Genomic DNA, 13,458 nt, shown 5'->3' with positions numbered 1-13,458 from the left:
CCGCCGATCGCCCGTGGGCCGGCCGAACGCCGAAGACGAGGGAAGTCCGAGCGCTTCACCCCACCCGGCGCCGATGTCAGACGTGGAACGTGCCGCCCTTGATGCCCCGGACGAAACCGGCCCACTGACCCGCACCGAACGACAGCACCGGTCCCTGTCGGTCCTTGGAGTCCCGCACCTGGGCGGCGTGGTCCGTGTACCGAGCCTCCACGCACGCGCCGTTCCCGCCGCTGCGGGTGCTGGTGCGCCACTGGTTACCGAGCGCCTTCATGGCGTCTCCTTAAAGCCAAGAATATGGAAGCTGGACACCATCGAGGTGTAGGCACCCTCGCGAAACGGGATGACCTGGATGGTGACGTTCCAGCGCTTCTGCGCTTCGAGCAAGATCGTGAGCTGTTCGGCCATGACTTCCGGTCCACCGATCAGCCGGGGCGGTCCAGTTCGCGCGCGATGGACTGAGAGAGCGTGCCGGTTCGCAACCGGCCTTGGCCGCGCACGACGTCCATGAAGGAAGCGGGGAACGGGGCGCGGGCGGTGCGCCAGGTGGCGGGGTTGCACCATGGCTCCGGATAGCTGTCGCCGGGCGTGAAGGGGATCGCTGTCATCGGGCGTAGAGGGGTGTCAGACGCATGACGCTCCCTGGAGGACAACAATCCATGACCGGAACCGTCTCGTGACCGGGCCACCCGTGTGTGCGGTCGCTCCCGGCTCCCTGGCCGGCACCGACCCGCCCGACGACCTCGGCGCGGTGGCCGACGTCGTCCTGATCAGGCTGTCGCGCGCCGAGCCGGAGAGGTTCGCGCTGCTGTTCGACCGGTACTACCCGGAGATCCACCGATTCGCCGCGAACCGGCTCGGCCCGGCCGCCGCCGACGACCTGGCGGCGGAGACCTTCCTGATCGCCTTCGCCAAGCGGACCCGATTCGATGCGGGAGACCCCGCCGACGACGGTGCCCCGGCCGAACGTGTACCGGGCGGCCACGTCCGGGCGTGGCTGTACGGCATCGCCACGAACCTCGTCCGCCGCCAGCGGCGTAGCGAGCAGCGGCGCTACCGGGCAATGGCCCGGGCACCGCGGGACCAGTCCGTCGTCGGTCACGACGAGCGGATAGCCGCGATGGTCAGTGCGCAGAGCGTGCACCGCGATCTGTCCAGGGCACTGGCCTCACTCTCGGCGCGGGACCGGGACGTACTCCTGCTCGTCGCGCTCGGCGAACTTACCTATCACGAGGTCGCGGCAGCCCTGGAAATTCCGTACGGCACGGTCTGTTCCCGGCTCAGCCGGGCGCGTCGCAAGGTGCGCGAGGCGCTTGGCGACACCGATCCGAGCGGCCACGATCGAGACCTGGGGGACCTGTGATGGACGACGTGCGGATGATTCGCGACGTACTGGGGAAGGCTCCGGCACCGTCCGCCGAGGCGACGGCGCGGGCCCGGGCGGCCCTGCTCGTGCAGGCTCGGGCCGAATCCGCGACGGGCACCGTGGCGTCGCCGTGGCGTCGCCGTGGCGCAGCGGTGCGTAAACGGCCGGCGGGCCGCAGCGGCCGGCTCGGCGCCCAGTGGTGGCACGTGTCGCTCGGCGGGCTCGGCATTACGGCTGCGGTTGCCACGGCGCTTGTCGTGCCGGCGATCCTCGCCCCGGCGACGGTTCCCGGCGGCCCGGACAGGGGTGGGGTGGGCAGCCTCCCCGCCACGGTCCCGATCGGCGATGGCGACGACGCCGGGACGGTGCTGCGGCTGGTCGCCGCGAACGCCCGGCTCGACCGGGCCGTCGAGGCCCGGCCGGGGCAGTTCATCTACCGGGTGGGCGCGGAAGGGTCCCTGTCGGTGATCGGCGATGTCGACGGTGCCGGGCCGGTGGCCAGGGTCTGGGTGGTTCGCCGGCACGAGATGTGGTACACCGTCGAGGGCCTGCGGTCGGCGCGACTGCGCATCACCGAGGGGGCCAGCCGTACCCCGCTGACCCCGGCCGACGCCAAGGTCGCCCGCGAACTCGGGTACGACCTGACCGCCCCGCCGAAGGTCGAGGAGTACGGGCCGGCGCCCGACTACCAGCCACCCGCCGACTGTGCGAGCTGCCCGGCGGTCCGGGACCCGGGCGAGTTGTACCGGCCGACGCCGGCGTACCTGGCGAGCCTGCCGACCGATCCGGCCCGGCTACTGGACACCCTGCGGGAGGCGGTCGGTGACCGGAACAAGCACTCTCCCGACGCACAGGTCTTCACCGCGGTCCTGGACCTGCTCCGGGAGGCCGCCCCGATCATGCCTCCCGAAGTTCGGGCGGCCCTCTACCGGGCGGTCGCACTGATTCCCGGAGTCGAACGGGTCGAGGGCCGGGTCGAACTGGCTGGTCGGCAGGGTGTCGCGATCGGCCGCGACGGTGAGTCGACCGGGAACGAAACCCAGCGGGAGGAACTGGTCTTCGACACCGCGGGGCGTGAACTGCTCGGCTTCCGTACGGTGCAGATCCGGACGGCGCGCGGCATACCGGCCGGGACCGTGGCGGCAGTAGACGTGCCCACGTTCACCATCGTCGACCGGGTCGGTGAGGTCCGATGACCGCCGGGAAGAACTGCTTGCGGGTCGGCGGTGGACGGAGCCTACTGGCCGTCGCACTGTCCGTGGCGTCGCTCCTCACGGTTGTGCCGTCGTACGCGGCGGCCGGTGCCCCTTCCGCCGGATCGACGCGGGCAGCCGGCGACGGCGCGACGGCCGGTGCCGGGCGGGGCGTGCCGAGGACCGCCGGCACGGTGACGCTGATAACCGGCGACGTGGTCCGGCTGGATCCGGAGGGCGAACCCTCGGTTGCGCCGGCTGCCGGGCGGGACGGGACCGCTCCGGCCCGGCCCCGGGCCGTCTCGTACGCCCGCTACCAGCGTGACGGCGCCTGGTACGTGGTCCCCACCGACGCCGTACCCCTGCTCCGGGCGGACCTGCTCGACGAGCGGCTGTTCGACGTCACCGGCCTGTTGGCCCAGGGGTACGACGACAGCGCCAGCCCGGTGCTGCCGTTGCTGGTCCAGTACGCCGACCCCGGCCAGGCCCGGCGGGCGGTCCCGTTGGCGGGAACGAGGGCCCGCCGGGTGCTGCCCGGGTTGAACCTGACCGCGAACGACCAGCCGAAGGCGGCGGGGGCCCGGTTCTGGGCGGACCTGGTCCGCCAGGCGAACCCGGCGGCCCGGAGCATCCGCGGCGGCGTCCGGAAGGTGTGGTTGAACGCCCGTTACCGGGCGAGCTTGGATCGGAGCGTGCCGCAGATCGGCGCACCCACGGCGTGGCAGGCGGGCTACACCGGCAGGGGTGTCACGGTCGCGGTCCTCGACTCCGGGTACGACACCGACCATCCGGACCTGGCCGGTCGGGTGTCGGCGGCGCAGGACTTCACCGGGACGGGGAGCGTCGAGGACCGGTTCGGCCACGGCACCCACGTGGCGGCGACCGTCGGGGGCTCGGGGGCGGCCGGTCGGCATCGCGGTGTCGCCCCGGACGCGAAGCTGGCGGTGGGCAAGGTCCTCGACGACTCCGGCGAGGGAGCCGAGGAGTGGATTCTCGCCGGCATGGAATGGGCGGTCACGAAGGCCGGTGCGAAGGTGGTGAACCTAAGCCTCGGCGGCGCCCCGAGCGATGGCACCGACCCGGTCAGCCAGGCGGTCGACCGGCTCAGCGCGGAACACGGCACCCTCTTCGTGGCCGCCGCCGGCAACAGGGGGGCGTACGCGCCGGTGTCGGCTCCGGCCAGCGCCGACGCTGCGCTCGCGGTCTCCAGTGTGGACTCCGCCGATCGGATCAGCGAGTTCTCCAGCCGGGGACCCCGGGTCGGGGACGGGGTACCGAAACCCGAGCTGGCCGCGCCGGGGGAGGCGATCTCGGCCGCCCGGGCGACCGGGGCGTACCCGGGGATCGCCGGCCACCCCGACCACGTGCCACTCTCCGGCACCTCGATGGCCGCACCGCACGTTGCCGGGGCAGCGGCGATCCTCGCGCAGCGGCACCCTGAGTGGACCGGTGCGCAGCTCAAGGCAGCCCTGGTCGGCACCGCCGCGCCGGCCCGGGAGTCCCGCGTCTTCGACGTCGGCGCCGGCCGGATCGACGTGGCCCGGGCCGTCACCCAGCCGGTGCGGGCCGAGGTGGCGTCCCTCGCCATGGCTCTGCCCTGGGGGGCGCCGGGCGGCACCCGGGAACTGACCTACCGCAACGACGGGTCGACGCCTGTCACGCTGCGGCTGGCGCTGAGCCTGGCCGACACCGCCGGGCAGCCGGCACCGCCGCAGCTGGCCACGCTCGGCGCGACGACCCTCACCGTGCCGGCCCGGGGCAGTGCCTCCGTCCCGGTGCGGATCGCCGGGCGGCAGCGGGCCGGGACGTACGGCGGGGTCGTGGTCGCCACCGCCGGTGAGACAAGCGTCCGCACTCCGGTCGGGGTGCGGCAGGCCGCCGAGACGCACGAGGTCACCGTCCGATTGCTGGACCAGCAGGGCCGGCCCAGCGACAGCGGCACCACGATGGTGGTCGGCATCGACGCACAGAACGCCGGTTTCCGGGACTTCGTGTGGGGATCGGGTTCGGTGTCGGTGCCCGCCGGGCGGTACGCCCTGCTGTCCAGCGTCGCTCTGCCGCCACCGCCGAACGGCGGGCTCCGGACCGCCGTTCTCGGTTATCCGGGTCTGACGCTTGCCGACGACACCACAGTGATCCTGGACGCCCGGTGGGCCCGGGCGGCACCGCTGGGCGTGGCCGACCAGCCGGCCGCGACCGAGGGGCTGCGCGAGATCGACATCGGCGGGCGGTGGTCCGGCGACCCGATCAATACCAGCATGGCGAACATCTTCGAACCGGGCTTCGGCGAGGTGCTGGTGGGCAGCGCACCCGGGGTGAGCGCGGAGGAGTTCAGCCTCACCGACATGGCGGTTCTGGAACGGCCGATGCTGCAACTGTCGGCGACCGCACCGGAACGGTTCCCGGTTCGGGTCGGCTGGCTCTGGAAGCCCGGACCGATACCACCCTTCGAGGGGACCGCGCGACTTCCGGTCGTCCGGCTCGTGGTCGGTCCGACCGGCGAACTGCCCGACGTGGACGTGGCAGACGCGCTCGCCGTGCTCACCTCCTCTGCTGACGAGGCGGAACCGTTCGCGGTGGCCCCGGTGGTACGGCAGCTCCAGCAGCGGGGCGCCCGGATGGTGTTGCTGGCGACCGGGCAGTTCGGTTGGGCGGGCGAGCCACTCGCCCTGCCGACCATTAGTTCGGGATCCGGACACCCGGGGCTCGACCGGTTCGTCGAACTCGCCGCTGCGGGGACCCTCACCGCGACCGTGACCGGGCAGGCGGTCAGTCCGTACCGCTACCAGCTTGGCTACCAGGTTCGGGGTGGGATCCCGGCGGACCTGGCGTACCGGCCGACGACCAGGGAACTGGCCGCCGTCGCGACCAGCTACCACGACGCGGGCGAGGGGGTACGGCAGGTCCGCGCGAGGCTCCAGCTCGGCGACGAGCACTACGGGGTGTTGATGTCGAGGCCGGTGTTCGCGCCACTGCGACGGACCGAGTACTACACGCCGGGCAGTTGGCGGATCTCACTCGGAAACAACATCTCCCCGGCGGTGGCGAGGACGGAGCTGAGGCTGCGGCCGGGGACCAACCCGGCGACCAGTTGGGACAGGGCGGTGGTGGGGCCGGCGTTGACCGGGCCGAGCGTGGACAACGCCGGCAAGCCGTGGGTGAGCCGGCAGGGGGACGTGGTCGACGTGATGTTGCCGATGTTCACCGACGCCAGCGGCCATCCGAGACCCACCGACGCGTTCGGTGACGGCACCACGGGCAGCACCAGCCTGTACCGGAACGGGCAGCTTCTCGGCACCGTCGCCGAGCCGGGCCGGGGGCAGTTCGCCGTACCGGCCGGAGCGGCGACGTACCGGCTCACCGCCTCGGCGACGCACCACTCGCCGACCTGGCGGTCGAGCACGATGGTCAGTGGGTCGTGGACCTTCCGATCCGGTACGGCATCGGCCCGGCAGCCACTGCCGCTGCTGGGAATGCTCCTCGACGCACCGGTCGACCTGCGCAACACCGTGTCGGTCGGTGACCGCCGACCGGTGCGGATGTCGGTGCACCGGCAGGACGGGGTGGCCGGGCGGCCGGTGGTGACGGTGACTGTCGCCGCCTCGTACGACGACGGCCGGAGCTGGCACGCGGTGCCGGTCAGCCGGGACGGTGAAGGCTGGCTGGCGCTGGTGCCACACAGCCGGGCCGGTCACGTGTCGCTGCGGGCGAACGCCACCGACGCGGACGGCAACGCGGTGGAGCAGACGGTGCTCCGGGCGTACCGGGTCGGCGGCTAGGGTCGTGGGTGGGGATTCCGTCGGTGCGGAATCCCCACCGTCTCCGCCCGATACCCGGGTGTGGGCGGCGGGCCGTGCGGCGCTCCACGACGAACGGACCCGCTGGCAGGTCACGTAACGCCCGGGGGTGCTCAGACCAGGAAGTTCTCGCGCATCCTCGCGCCCAGGTTGATCCCACCCACCACCCGGGGGCCGGCCGGGTCGTGCACGTCGAAGGTGTTGTTGCGGCGCATCAGCTCCCGCACCGACGGTGGCAGCCGGGGAGGGTCGTCCATGGCGGCGAGGACCTTCCCGGCGGTCGTGATCAGTCGATCGGCCAGCGCGGCGGCATCGGTGTCCACCCGCACCCGGCCGTACTCCCAGCCCGCGGTGGTGAGGTCGAGCACCTCGAAGACCCGGGTCAGGAGCGGATTCGGGTCGGTCACCCGGTCGAGCCGGGGAGCCCGGCTGCCGAGCACCGCCACGGCGGCGGCCACCTGCGCGTACGGGTAGAAGCCGGACGGCAACGCGAACAGCGGCCACCGCAGCGCGGGCCCCGCCTCCCGCCACAGCGGCCGGTAGTTGCGGCGGTGCACCAGCAGTCGCCGGCCCGTCCGTCGGTGGATCTCCTGTGCCTGGGACTGCAGGTCCACATGCGCCTCGTCGGCGACCTGACCCACGATCTGGGCCGCCACCACCAGGCCGTCGTCGCTGTCGAGCGTCGCGGTGAGCGCCTCGACCTGCTCGGTGAACCGGATCTGCGCGTGGACGCCGTACCGGTGCTGCACATCGCGGAGCAGCGCCTGCTGTCGTCCCGGATCGAGCTGGACCCGCCTACCGCCCAGCAACCGCCGGAGCCAACGCATGTCGCCTCGTTTCAGCAGAGCCGTCGTCGGACGGCGGCAATGCTAGTGCGTCGGCCCCACCGCGTGTGCCGACGGGTGCCCTCGCGACCGCCCCGGCGATCACCGGCGACGCGGCGTGATCAAGCCCGACTCGTACGCCCACACGACGAGCTGTGCGCGGTCGCGGCAGTGCAGCTTCGTCATCGCCCGATTCACATGTGTCTTGGCGGTCAACGGGCTGATCACCATGCGCCGGGCGATGTCGTCGTTGCTCAGACCGTTGGCGACCAGCTCGACGATCTCCCGCTCCCGGGCGGTGAGCACGTCGCGCCCGGCCGCCGGCTCGGCCGGTGGTGGGCCGGACACGAACTCGCTGATGAGCGTACGCGTGACGGCCGGGGCGAGCAGTGCGTCGCCGCGAGCCACGACCGCGACGGCCCGCAGCAGGTCGGCGGGGTCCGCGTCCTTGAGGAGGAAGCCACTGGCCCCCGCGCGGAGGGCCGCGAAGACGTAGGGGTCGAGCCCGTAGTTGGTGACGATGAGGACGTGCACGGCGGCGAGGTCCGGATCGGCGGCGATGCGGCGGGTGGCTTCGATACCGTCGAGCCCCGGCATCTGCACGTCCATGAGCACCACGTCGGGGCGCAGGCGTCGCGACAGGTGGACGGCGGCGGCACCGTCGCCGGCCTCGCCGACGACCTCCAGGTCGTCCTCGGCGTCGAGCAGGGCCCGGAAACCGGCTCGCATCAGCGCCTGATCGTCGGCGAGCAGCACCCGGATCATCCCGGCTCCTCCCTCCGGTCGGAGCCGCGACGATCCGTCGCGGACTGAGCTGGCTGGACCTCGCGCGGGCGCTCGGTCACCGCTGCTCCACGGCGTGCTGAGCTGGCTGGACCTCGCGTGGGCGCTCGGTCCGGGCGGGGCCGTCCAGCGGGAACGTGGCCCGTACCGTGAATCCGTGGTCGGCGTCGGCGGCGGCACGCAGGGTGCCGCCCAGTCCGGTCACCCGTTCCCGCATGCCGCGCAGGCCCACGCCGGGTGTCGTCGGGTGCGTCGGTGATGCCTGGCCGTCGTCGGCGACCGAGACGGTGAGCTGCGCCGGGGCGTACTCGACGTGGATGTGCGCGGTGGCGGGGCCGGCGTGGCGTGCCACGTTTGTCAGCGCCTCCTGGACGACGCGGTACCCGGCCTGGTCGACCTCGGCGGGCAGGTCCCGGGCCGGACCGGTGACGGTGACCCGCACCGGTACGCCGGCGGCCCGGGTCCGCTCGGCGAGCTCGTCCACCCGGGCCAGCCCGAGGCGGTCCTCGTCGGCGGGCGAGCGCAGGACGTCGAGTGTGGTGCGCAGCTCCCGCATCGCGGCGCTGCTGGCCTCCTGGATCGCCAGCAGCGTGGCCGACGGCTCCTCGCCGTGCTTGCGAGCGAGGTGCACGGCGATCCCGGCCTGCACCTTGATCACCGAGATGCTGTGGGTCAGGGAATCGTGCAGGTCGCGGGCGATGCGCAGGCGCTCCTCCCCGGCGCGACGCAACGCCACCTCCTCGCGGGTGCGTTCGGCCTCGATCGCCCGCTGCTCGACCTGTTCCAGGTACGCCCGGCGCTGCCGCGCGACGAGCCCCGCGACGTTGGCCGCCACGAACCAGCCCAGCAGCAGGGGCGTTCGCTCGACGACCGGCTGGCCGGCCGGCGCCACCGAGATGTCATGGGCCAGGAACCCGCCGAGGAAGGCGAGACTGGCGACCGCGGCGGCCGCCCGCTGCCCCCGCCAGGCGGCGACGTAGACCGCGGCGAGCACCGGGAACGCGGCGGACACCCCCGGATGCACCCGGATGTGCAGGGCCAGCATGGCGGCTGTCACCACCCCCAGCGCCGCCGCCGGATACCGCCGGCACACCGCCACGGCGACAGTCATGGACAGGACGAGGGCGACGTCGACCGCGCCAACCGCCGCGGCGTCCGGCGCGAGCGCCGCGTTGCCGAGCAGGAGGGCGCCGAGGGTGAGGCCGCTGAGGGCGTACGGCAGATCGCGACGCATTGTCGAAGAGTAGAACCTGCCGTCCGCACCGAGCATCCACCGCTCGCGGTAGGAGGGCGTACCGCGGACGCGGTAGCGGCAGCCGGCCGAGTGCCTGCGACGGCACGACGTTTTTCCGGCTCGTCGAGGCAAGCATCGAGCCCATGACATACCGCTTCTCCACCCCAGTGAAAGCCTCGGCCGCGACCGGCCTGACCGCGGCGGTCTACCGGCAGATGTCGGACGACTTCCTCGGGCCCCTGCCCACCTTCCAGGTGCTCGCGGCCGTGCCGGAGGTGCTGGCCGCGACCTGGGCGCTGATGCGTGAGGCACTGCTCGCCGGGACCGCCTCCCGGGTCGACCGGGAACTCGTCGCGGCGGCGGTGTCGCGGGCCAACCGCTGCCAGTTCTGCGTCGACGCCCACGCGATGCTGCTGCACGCCCTGGGCGAACCGAAGCTCGCCGAGGCCGTCGTCCGGAACGGGACACCAACCGAGGCTCGGCACGCCGAGCTCGTCGCGTGGGCGCAGGCCAGCCGTAGCCCCACGGCCACCGAGTGGACCAGCCCGTACCGCCCCGAGGTCACCGGCACCCTGCTCGCCTTCCACTTCATCAACCGGGTCGTGTCCGCCCTGCTCGATCCCGACCTGCTCCCCGGCGGCCTGCAACGCTCCCCACTGGTGCGCTCGGTCGGCGGCTGGCTCTCCGCCAGGACGGCCCGCGAGCCGAAGGAACCCGGCCGGAGTCTCACGCTCCTGGACGCGGCCACGACGGCGTCACCCGGCTGGGCGGGGGACAGCCCGGTCGGCGTCGCCTACGCGGCCCTGACGGACGCCGCCGCGCGGGGTGGTGACCTGCTGGGCGACGTGGCCCGCCAGACCGTCACGGCCACCGTGCGGTGGGAGGACGGGCGGTTCCCGGCCAGGCCGGCGGACTGGGCCGTCGACCTCGTCCGGGACGTGCCGGGCGCGGACCGCGTCGGCACGCGGATCGCCCTGCTGGCGGCGTTCGCACCGAGCGCGATAAGCGTCGGCGACGTCGCGCTGTGGCGGCTCTCCCATCCCGCCGACGCCGACCTCGTACGGCTTGTCGCCTACGGGGCGATCACGGCCACCGACCACGTCGCCCGGGCCGTGGCCTCGGCGCACCTCTAGGAGATCGCCATGCGTAAGGCTTTCGTCATCAGCAGCGCCCTGCTACTCGTCTCGTTCGCCCTGCAGTTCGTCTTCGCCGCCGTCGGCGGGTTCACGAAACCCGCGGCCGACGACGCGTACACCCTGCACAGCGTCAACGGGATGGCTGTCATCCCGGTGTTCACCCTGCTCACCGCGCTGTTCGCGGCGCTGGCGAAGGCGCCGGGCCGGCTCGTCGCACTGGCGCTCCTGCCGATCGGCCTCGTCGTGGTGCAGGCGCTCCTCGCCATGCTCGCCACCTCGGCCACGGACGCCGCGGGCGTCAGCACCCCGCTCGGCCCGATCATCGGTGGGCTGCACGCCGTCAACGGGATCATCGCGGTGCACGTCGTGGTGGGCGTCCTCCGGGCGGCACGAAGGCTGGCCGCGCCTGTCGACACCGCCCCCGTGCCGGTGCGCGCGGGGGAGCCGGTATGACCACCGGCTCGCTGCTCGCGGTCGATCTCGTGATCGCGGTCCTCGCGGCCGCCGGTTGGCTGGGCGGCGGCGCGGCGGCGGCCGTCCGGCGTCGCCCGCTCGCACTGGCGCTGGCGGCCTTCGCCCTGCTCGCCACGCTCGCCCGCGCGGTCACGATCATCGCGCTCGCCCGCGCCGGCTGGTGGTTCGCGGCGGAGAAGGTTCTCGTCGCCGCCCCGCTTTCGCTCGCGGCCGTGGCCGTGGCCGGGCCGCGGTTGCTGTCGGTCCCGGGTGACGTCCGGTCCGTCGCGGTCCCGCTTCTCTTCGCCGGGTACGCCACGAGCAGCGCCTTGTTCGTGACGGTCCTGCACGGCTATCCGGTGTCGGCGGGCGCGGGCCTGCTCGCGGTCGCCGGGACCGTCACGGCGACGGCCGTCTCGTGGCGGGCTCTCGGCGCGCGCCCGTCCCGGGCGATCTCCCGGGTGGCTCTCGTGGTGGCGGTCGGGGCGTTGGTGACCGGAACCGGGCTGACCGTCGTCCCGGACGCCGCGCCCGCCGTACCCCATGATCATGGTTTTCGGGACGCGCGGACCACCGACGAACCGACCCGGCGGTTCACCCTGACGGCCGGGACCGCCACGGTGAGCGTGAGCGGCCGGGACGTCGCGGCGTGGGCGTTCAACGCGCAGGTGCCCGGGCCGGAGCTGACCGCCACCGTCGGCGACGTGGTGCAGGTGACGCTGCGCAACACCGACATCGGGCGAGGCGTCACGCTGCACTGGCACGGGTACGACGTGCCGAACAGTCAGGACGGCGTCCCGGGCGTGACGCAGGCCGCGGTGCTGCCCGGCCAGGAGTTCGTCTACCGGTTCCGCGCCGACCAGGCCGGGACGTACTGGTACCACACCCATTCGGTCTCCGATGTCGGCGTGCGGATGGGCCTCTACGGAGTCCTGGTGGTCCGCCCCGGGCCGAAGGCCGGCCTCGACGTCACGGTGCCGGTGCACACGCTCGCGGGCCGGCCGATGCCGGCACCGAGGACCGAGCGCGTCGAGGCGGGCGCTCCCGTACGGCTGCGGCTGATCAACACCGACAGCACGACGCACCGCTACGCCCTGGCCGGGACCGCGTTCCAGGTCGCCGCGATCGACGGTTCCGACCTGCGGGGCCCGACGTCGCTCGTGGACACCGCGGTGCTGATCCCCGCCGGGGGCCGCTACGACCTGGTGTTCACCGCACCGGCCACGCCTGTGGCGTTGTTCGTCGACGGACGGGCGGTCTACTCGACCGGACCGGTGTCGACGCCGACGGGCGACTGGCCGGTGCTGGATCCGCTCGGCTACGGCGCTGCCTCCGCGGTGCCGTGGTCGCGGTTCGACAGGCACTTCACACTGGTTCTCGATCGTGGCCTCGACCTGCACGACCTGCTCCCGCGCTACGCGCACACCGTCAACGGCGCGGCCGACCCGGACATCCCGCCGCAGGTCGTACGCCTCGGCGACGTCGTCAGGTTCACGATCGTCAACCGGTCCCCGGTCGTGCACCCGTGGCATCTGCACGGCCACCACGTCCTGGTGCTGTCGCGCGACGGGAGGCCGGCGGCCGGAAGTCCGTTGTGGCTGGACTCGTTCGACGTCCGGCCGGGCGAGGTGTGGGAGGTGGCGTTCCGGGCCGACAACCCGGGAGTGTGGGCCAACCACTGTCACAATCTCGCGCACGCCGACGCCGGCATGATGCTGCACCTGATGTACGCGTGATCCGCCGACCGGCGCCGGAAATCGAAACCCGTGAGTTCGAGGTTGAGGGTATGGGAGCGCTCCCGTAACATACCTGTCGCGGCCTGTTAACGCTCACAAACGCGACCACGCCAGCGACCACCGCCAATGCATGGCCGCCGTCCCCCTCAGGAAGGTGATCTATGACCAGATCCAGATACACGAATGTCGGTCTGGCGTCGGCCGGCGTTGCCCTGCTCGTCTCGACGAGTGTCGTCGCGGCGCTGCCGGCCGGCGCCGCGGCGGCGGGCTGTTCGGTCAACTACGCCGTGTCGTCGGAGTGGCAGGGCGGGTTCGGCGCCAACGTGTCGATCACCAACCTGGGTGATCCGTTGACCAGTTGGACGTTGACGTGGTCGTACGCGGCCGGGCAGACGGTCACGCAGTCGTGGAACACGTCGTTGACACAGAGCGGCTCCGCGGTTACCGCAAGGAACGTGAGCTACAACGGCGCGGTCGGCACCAACGGCACGGTGTCGTTCGGTTTCAACGGATCGTGGACGGGCAGCAACCCCGCGCCGACGAGCTTCGCGCTGAACGGCGTGACGTGCGGTGACGGCACGACGCCGACCACCCCGCCGCCGACCAGCCCGCCCCCGACCACCCCGCCGCCGACGACGCCACCGCCGACGACCCCACCCCCGACGACCCCACCCCCGACGACGCCCCCGCCGACCCCCTGCGACCTTCCCTCGACGTACCGCTGGTCGTCGACCGGCTCGCTGGCTAACCCGAAGTCGGGGTGGGTGTCGCTGAAGGACTTCACGGTGGCCCCGTACAACGGTCAGCAGTTGGTCTACGCCACGACGCACGATTTTGGGACCAAGTGGGGTTCGATGAACTTCGGTCTCTTCTCGAACTGGTCGCAGATGGCGTCGGCGAGTCAGAACGGGATGAGTTCGGGGACTGTGGCGCCGTCGT

13 protein-coding genes are annotated in these 13,458 nt (G+C 72.8%); 7 read left to right on the top strand and 6 right to left on the bottom strand.

Annotated elements, in window-relative coordinates:
- Positions 1-76: 76 nt before the first annotated feature.
- Genes AB0F61_RS19630 through AB0F61_RS19620 form a run of 3 tightly spaced genes read right to left on the bottom strand, consistent with a single transcriptional unit; the run spans position 77 to position 605 of the window.
- Entirely contained in the window at positions 77-271 is a 195-nt protein-coding gene (locus tag AB0F61_RS19630; protein WP_357811576.1) for a DUF397 domain-containing protein, read from the bottom strand.
- Positions 268-405, bottom strand: a complete 138-nt coding sequence (locus AB0F61_RS19625; RefSeq protein ID WP_357811574.1) for a Scr1 family TA system antitoxin-like transcriptional regulator — start codon at positions 403-405, stop codon at positions 268-270. The genes AB0F61_RS19630 and AB0F61_RS19625 overlap by 4 nt, the downstream gene beginning before the upstream one ends.
- 17 nt (positions 406-422) lie before the next feature.
- Positions 423-605: a hypothetical protein gene (locus tag AB0F61_RS19620; protein WP_357811572.1), complete on the bottom strand. Its 183-nt coding sequence runs from the start codon at positions 603-605 to the stop codon at positions 423-425.
- 107 nt (positions 606-712) lie between these two features.
- Here AB0F61_RS19620 and AB0F61_RS19615 point away from each other — a divergent pair, with 107 nt between their 5' ends.
- The 3 genes from AB0F61_RS19615 to AB0F61_RS19605 all read left to right on the top strand — a co-directional run bounded on the left by AB0F61_RS19615 (position 713) and on the right by AB0F61_RS19605 (position 6,335).
- Positions 713-1,360, top strand: coding sequence for an RNA polymerase sigma factor (locus AB0F61_RS19615; RefSeq protein ID WP_357811765.1), 648 nt, complete (start codon positions 713-715; stop codon positions 1,358-1,360).
- Positions 1,360-2,559, top strand: a complete 1,200-nt coding sequence (locus AB0F61_RS19610; protein WP_357811570.1) for a CU044_5270 family protein — start codon at positions 1,360-1,362, stop codon at positions 2,557-2,559. The genes AB0F61_RS19615 and AB0F61_RS19610 overlap by 1 nt, the downstream gene beginning before the upstream one ends.
- A gap of 191 nt (positions 2,560-2,750) precedes the next feature.
- A complete protein-coding gene (locus AB0F61_RS19605) occupies positions 2,751-6,335 on the top strand; it encodes a S8 family serine peptidase (RefSeq protein ID WP_357811568.1) in 3,585 nt (1,194 codons plus the stop codon).
- 131 nt (positions 6,336-6,466) lie between these two features.
- On the opposite strand, the gene AB0F61_RS19600 is transcribed toward AB0F61_RS19605, so the two are convergent.
- The 3 genes from AB0F61_RS19600 to AB0F61_RS19590 form a co-directional block, all read right to left on the bottom strand.
- Positions 6,467-7,180 carry a hypothetical protein gene (locus AB0F61_RS19600; RefSeq protein WP_357811565.1) on the bottom strand — a complete coding sequence of 238 codons (714 nt, stop codon included), beginning with the start codon at positions 7,178-7,180 and terminating at the stop codon, positions 6,467-6,469.
- Between the two features lie 99 nt (positions 7,181-7,279).
- Positions 7,280-7,942, bottom strand: a complete 663-nt coding sequence (locus AB0F61_RS19595; RefSeq protein WP_357811563.1) for a response regulator transcription factor — start codon at positions 7,940-7,942, stop codon at positions 7,280-7,282.
- 76 nt (positions 7,943-8,018) lie between these two features.
- Positions 8,019-9,194 carry a sensor histidine kinase gene (locus tag AB0F61_RS19590; protein WP_357811561.1) on the bottom strand — a complete coding sequence of 392 codons (1,176 nt, stop codon included), beginning with the start codon at positions 9,192-9,194 and terminating at the stop codon, positions 8,019-8,021.
- A gap of 143 nt (positions 9,195-9,337) precedes the next feature.
- Here AB0F61_RS19590 and AB0F61_RS19585 point away from each other — a divergent pair, with 143 nt between their 5' ends.
- The 4 genes from AB0F61_RS19585 to AB0F61_RS19570 all read left to right on the top strand — a co-directional run.
- A complete protein-coding gene (locus tag AB0F61_RS19585; protein ID WP_357811559.1) occupies positions 9,338-10,327 on the top strand; it encodes a carboxymuconolactone decarboxylase family protein in 990 nt (329 codons plus the stop codon).
- A gap of 9 nt (positions 10,328-10,336) precedes the next feature.
- Complete coding sequence (locus AB0F61_RS19580; RefSeq protein WP_357811557.1) at positions 10,337-10,783, top strand: DUF6220 domain-containing protein; 447 nt, start codon at positions 10,337-10,339, stop codon at positions 10,781-10,783.
- On the top strand, positions 10,780-12,519 hold the full coding sequence (locus AB0F61_RS19575) for a multicopper oxidase family protein (RefSeq protein WP_357811555.1): 1,740 nt from the start codon (positions 10,780-10,782) through the stop codon (positions 12,517-12,519). The genes AB0F61_RS19580 and AB0F61_RS19575 overlap by 4 nt, the downstream gene beginning before the upstream one ends.
- A 161-nt stretch (positions 12,520-12,680) precedes the next feature.
- On the top strand, positions 12,681-13,458 hold a 778-nt coding region (locus tag AB0F61_RS19570), incomplete at its 3' end, for a non-reducing end alpha-L-arabinofuranosidase family hydrolase (RefSeq protein ID WP_357811552.1).

The organism is Micromonospora sp. NPDC023888 (assembly GCF_040639415.1).
Classification (GTDB): domain Bacteria; phylum Actinomycetota; class Actinomycetes; order Mycobacteriales; family Micromonosporaceae; genus Micromonospora.
Note: the sequence above shows the minus strand (reverse complement) of the source record. Positions and strands in the feature narration are given on the sequence as shown.

Excerpts from the sequence above, each read along its gene's own strand:
- AB0F61_RS19630 (WP_357811576.1), bottom strand. The coding sequence starts at position 271 with ATGAAGGCGCTCGGTAACCAGTGGCGCACCAGCACCCGCAGCGGCGGG.
- AB0F61_RS19625 (WP_357811574.1), bottom strand. The coding sequence starts at position 405 with ATGGCCGAACAGCTCACGATCTTGCTCGAAGCGCAGAAGCGCTGGAAC.
- AB0F61_RS19620 (WP_357811572.1), bottom strand. The coding sequence starts at position 605 with ATGACAGCGATCCCCTTCACGCCCGGCGACAGCTATCCGGAGCCATGG.
- AB0F61_RS19610 (WP_357811570.1), top strand. The coding sequence starts at position 1,360 with ATGGACGACGTGCGGATGATTCGCGACGTACTGGGGAAGGCTCCGGCA.
- AB0F61_RS19600 (WP_357811565.1), bottom strand. The coding sequence starts at position 7,180 with ATGCGTTGGCTCCGGCGGTTGCTGGGCGGTAGGCGGGTCCAGCTCGAT.
- AB0F61_RS19595 (WP_357811563.1), bottom strand. The coding sequence starts at position 7,942 with ATGATCCGGGTGCTGCTCGCCGACGATCAGGCGCTGATGCGAGCCGGT.
- AB0F61_RS19590 (WP_357811561.1), bottom strand. The coding sequence starts at position 9,194 with ATGCGTCGCGATCTGCCGTACGCCCTCAGCGGCCTCACCCTCGGCGCC.
- AB0F61_RS19585 (WP_357811559.1), top strand. The coding sequence starts at position 9,338 with ATGACATACCGCTTCTCCACCCCAGTGAAAGCCTCGGCCGCGACCGGC.
- AB0F61_RS19580 (WP_357811557.1), top strand. The coding sequence starts at position 10,337 with ATGCGTAAGGCTTTCGTCATCAGCAGCGCCCTGCTACTCGTCTCGTTC.
- AB0F61_RS19575 (WP_357811555.1), top strand. The coding sequence starts at position 10,780 with ATGACCACCGGCTCGCTGCTCGCGGTCGATCTCGTGATCGCGGTCCTC.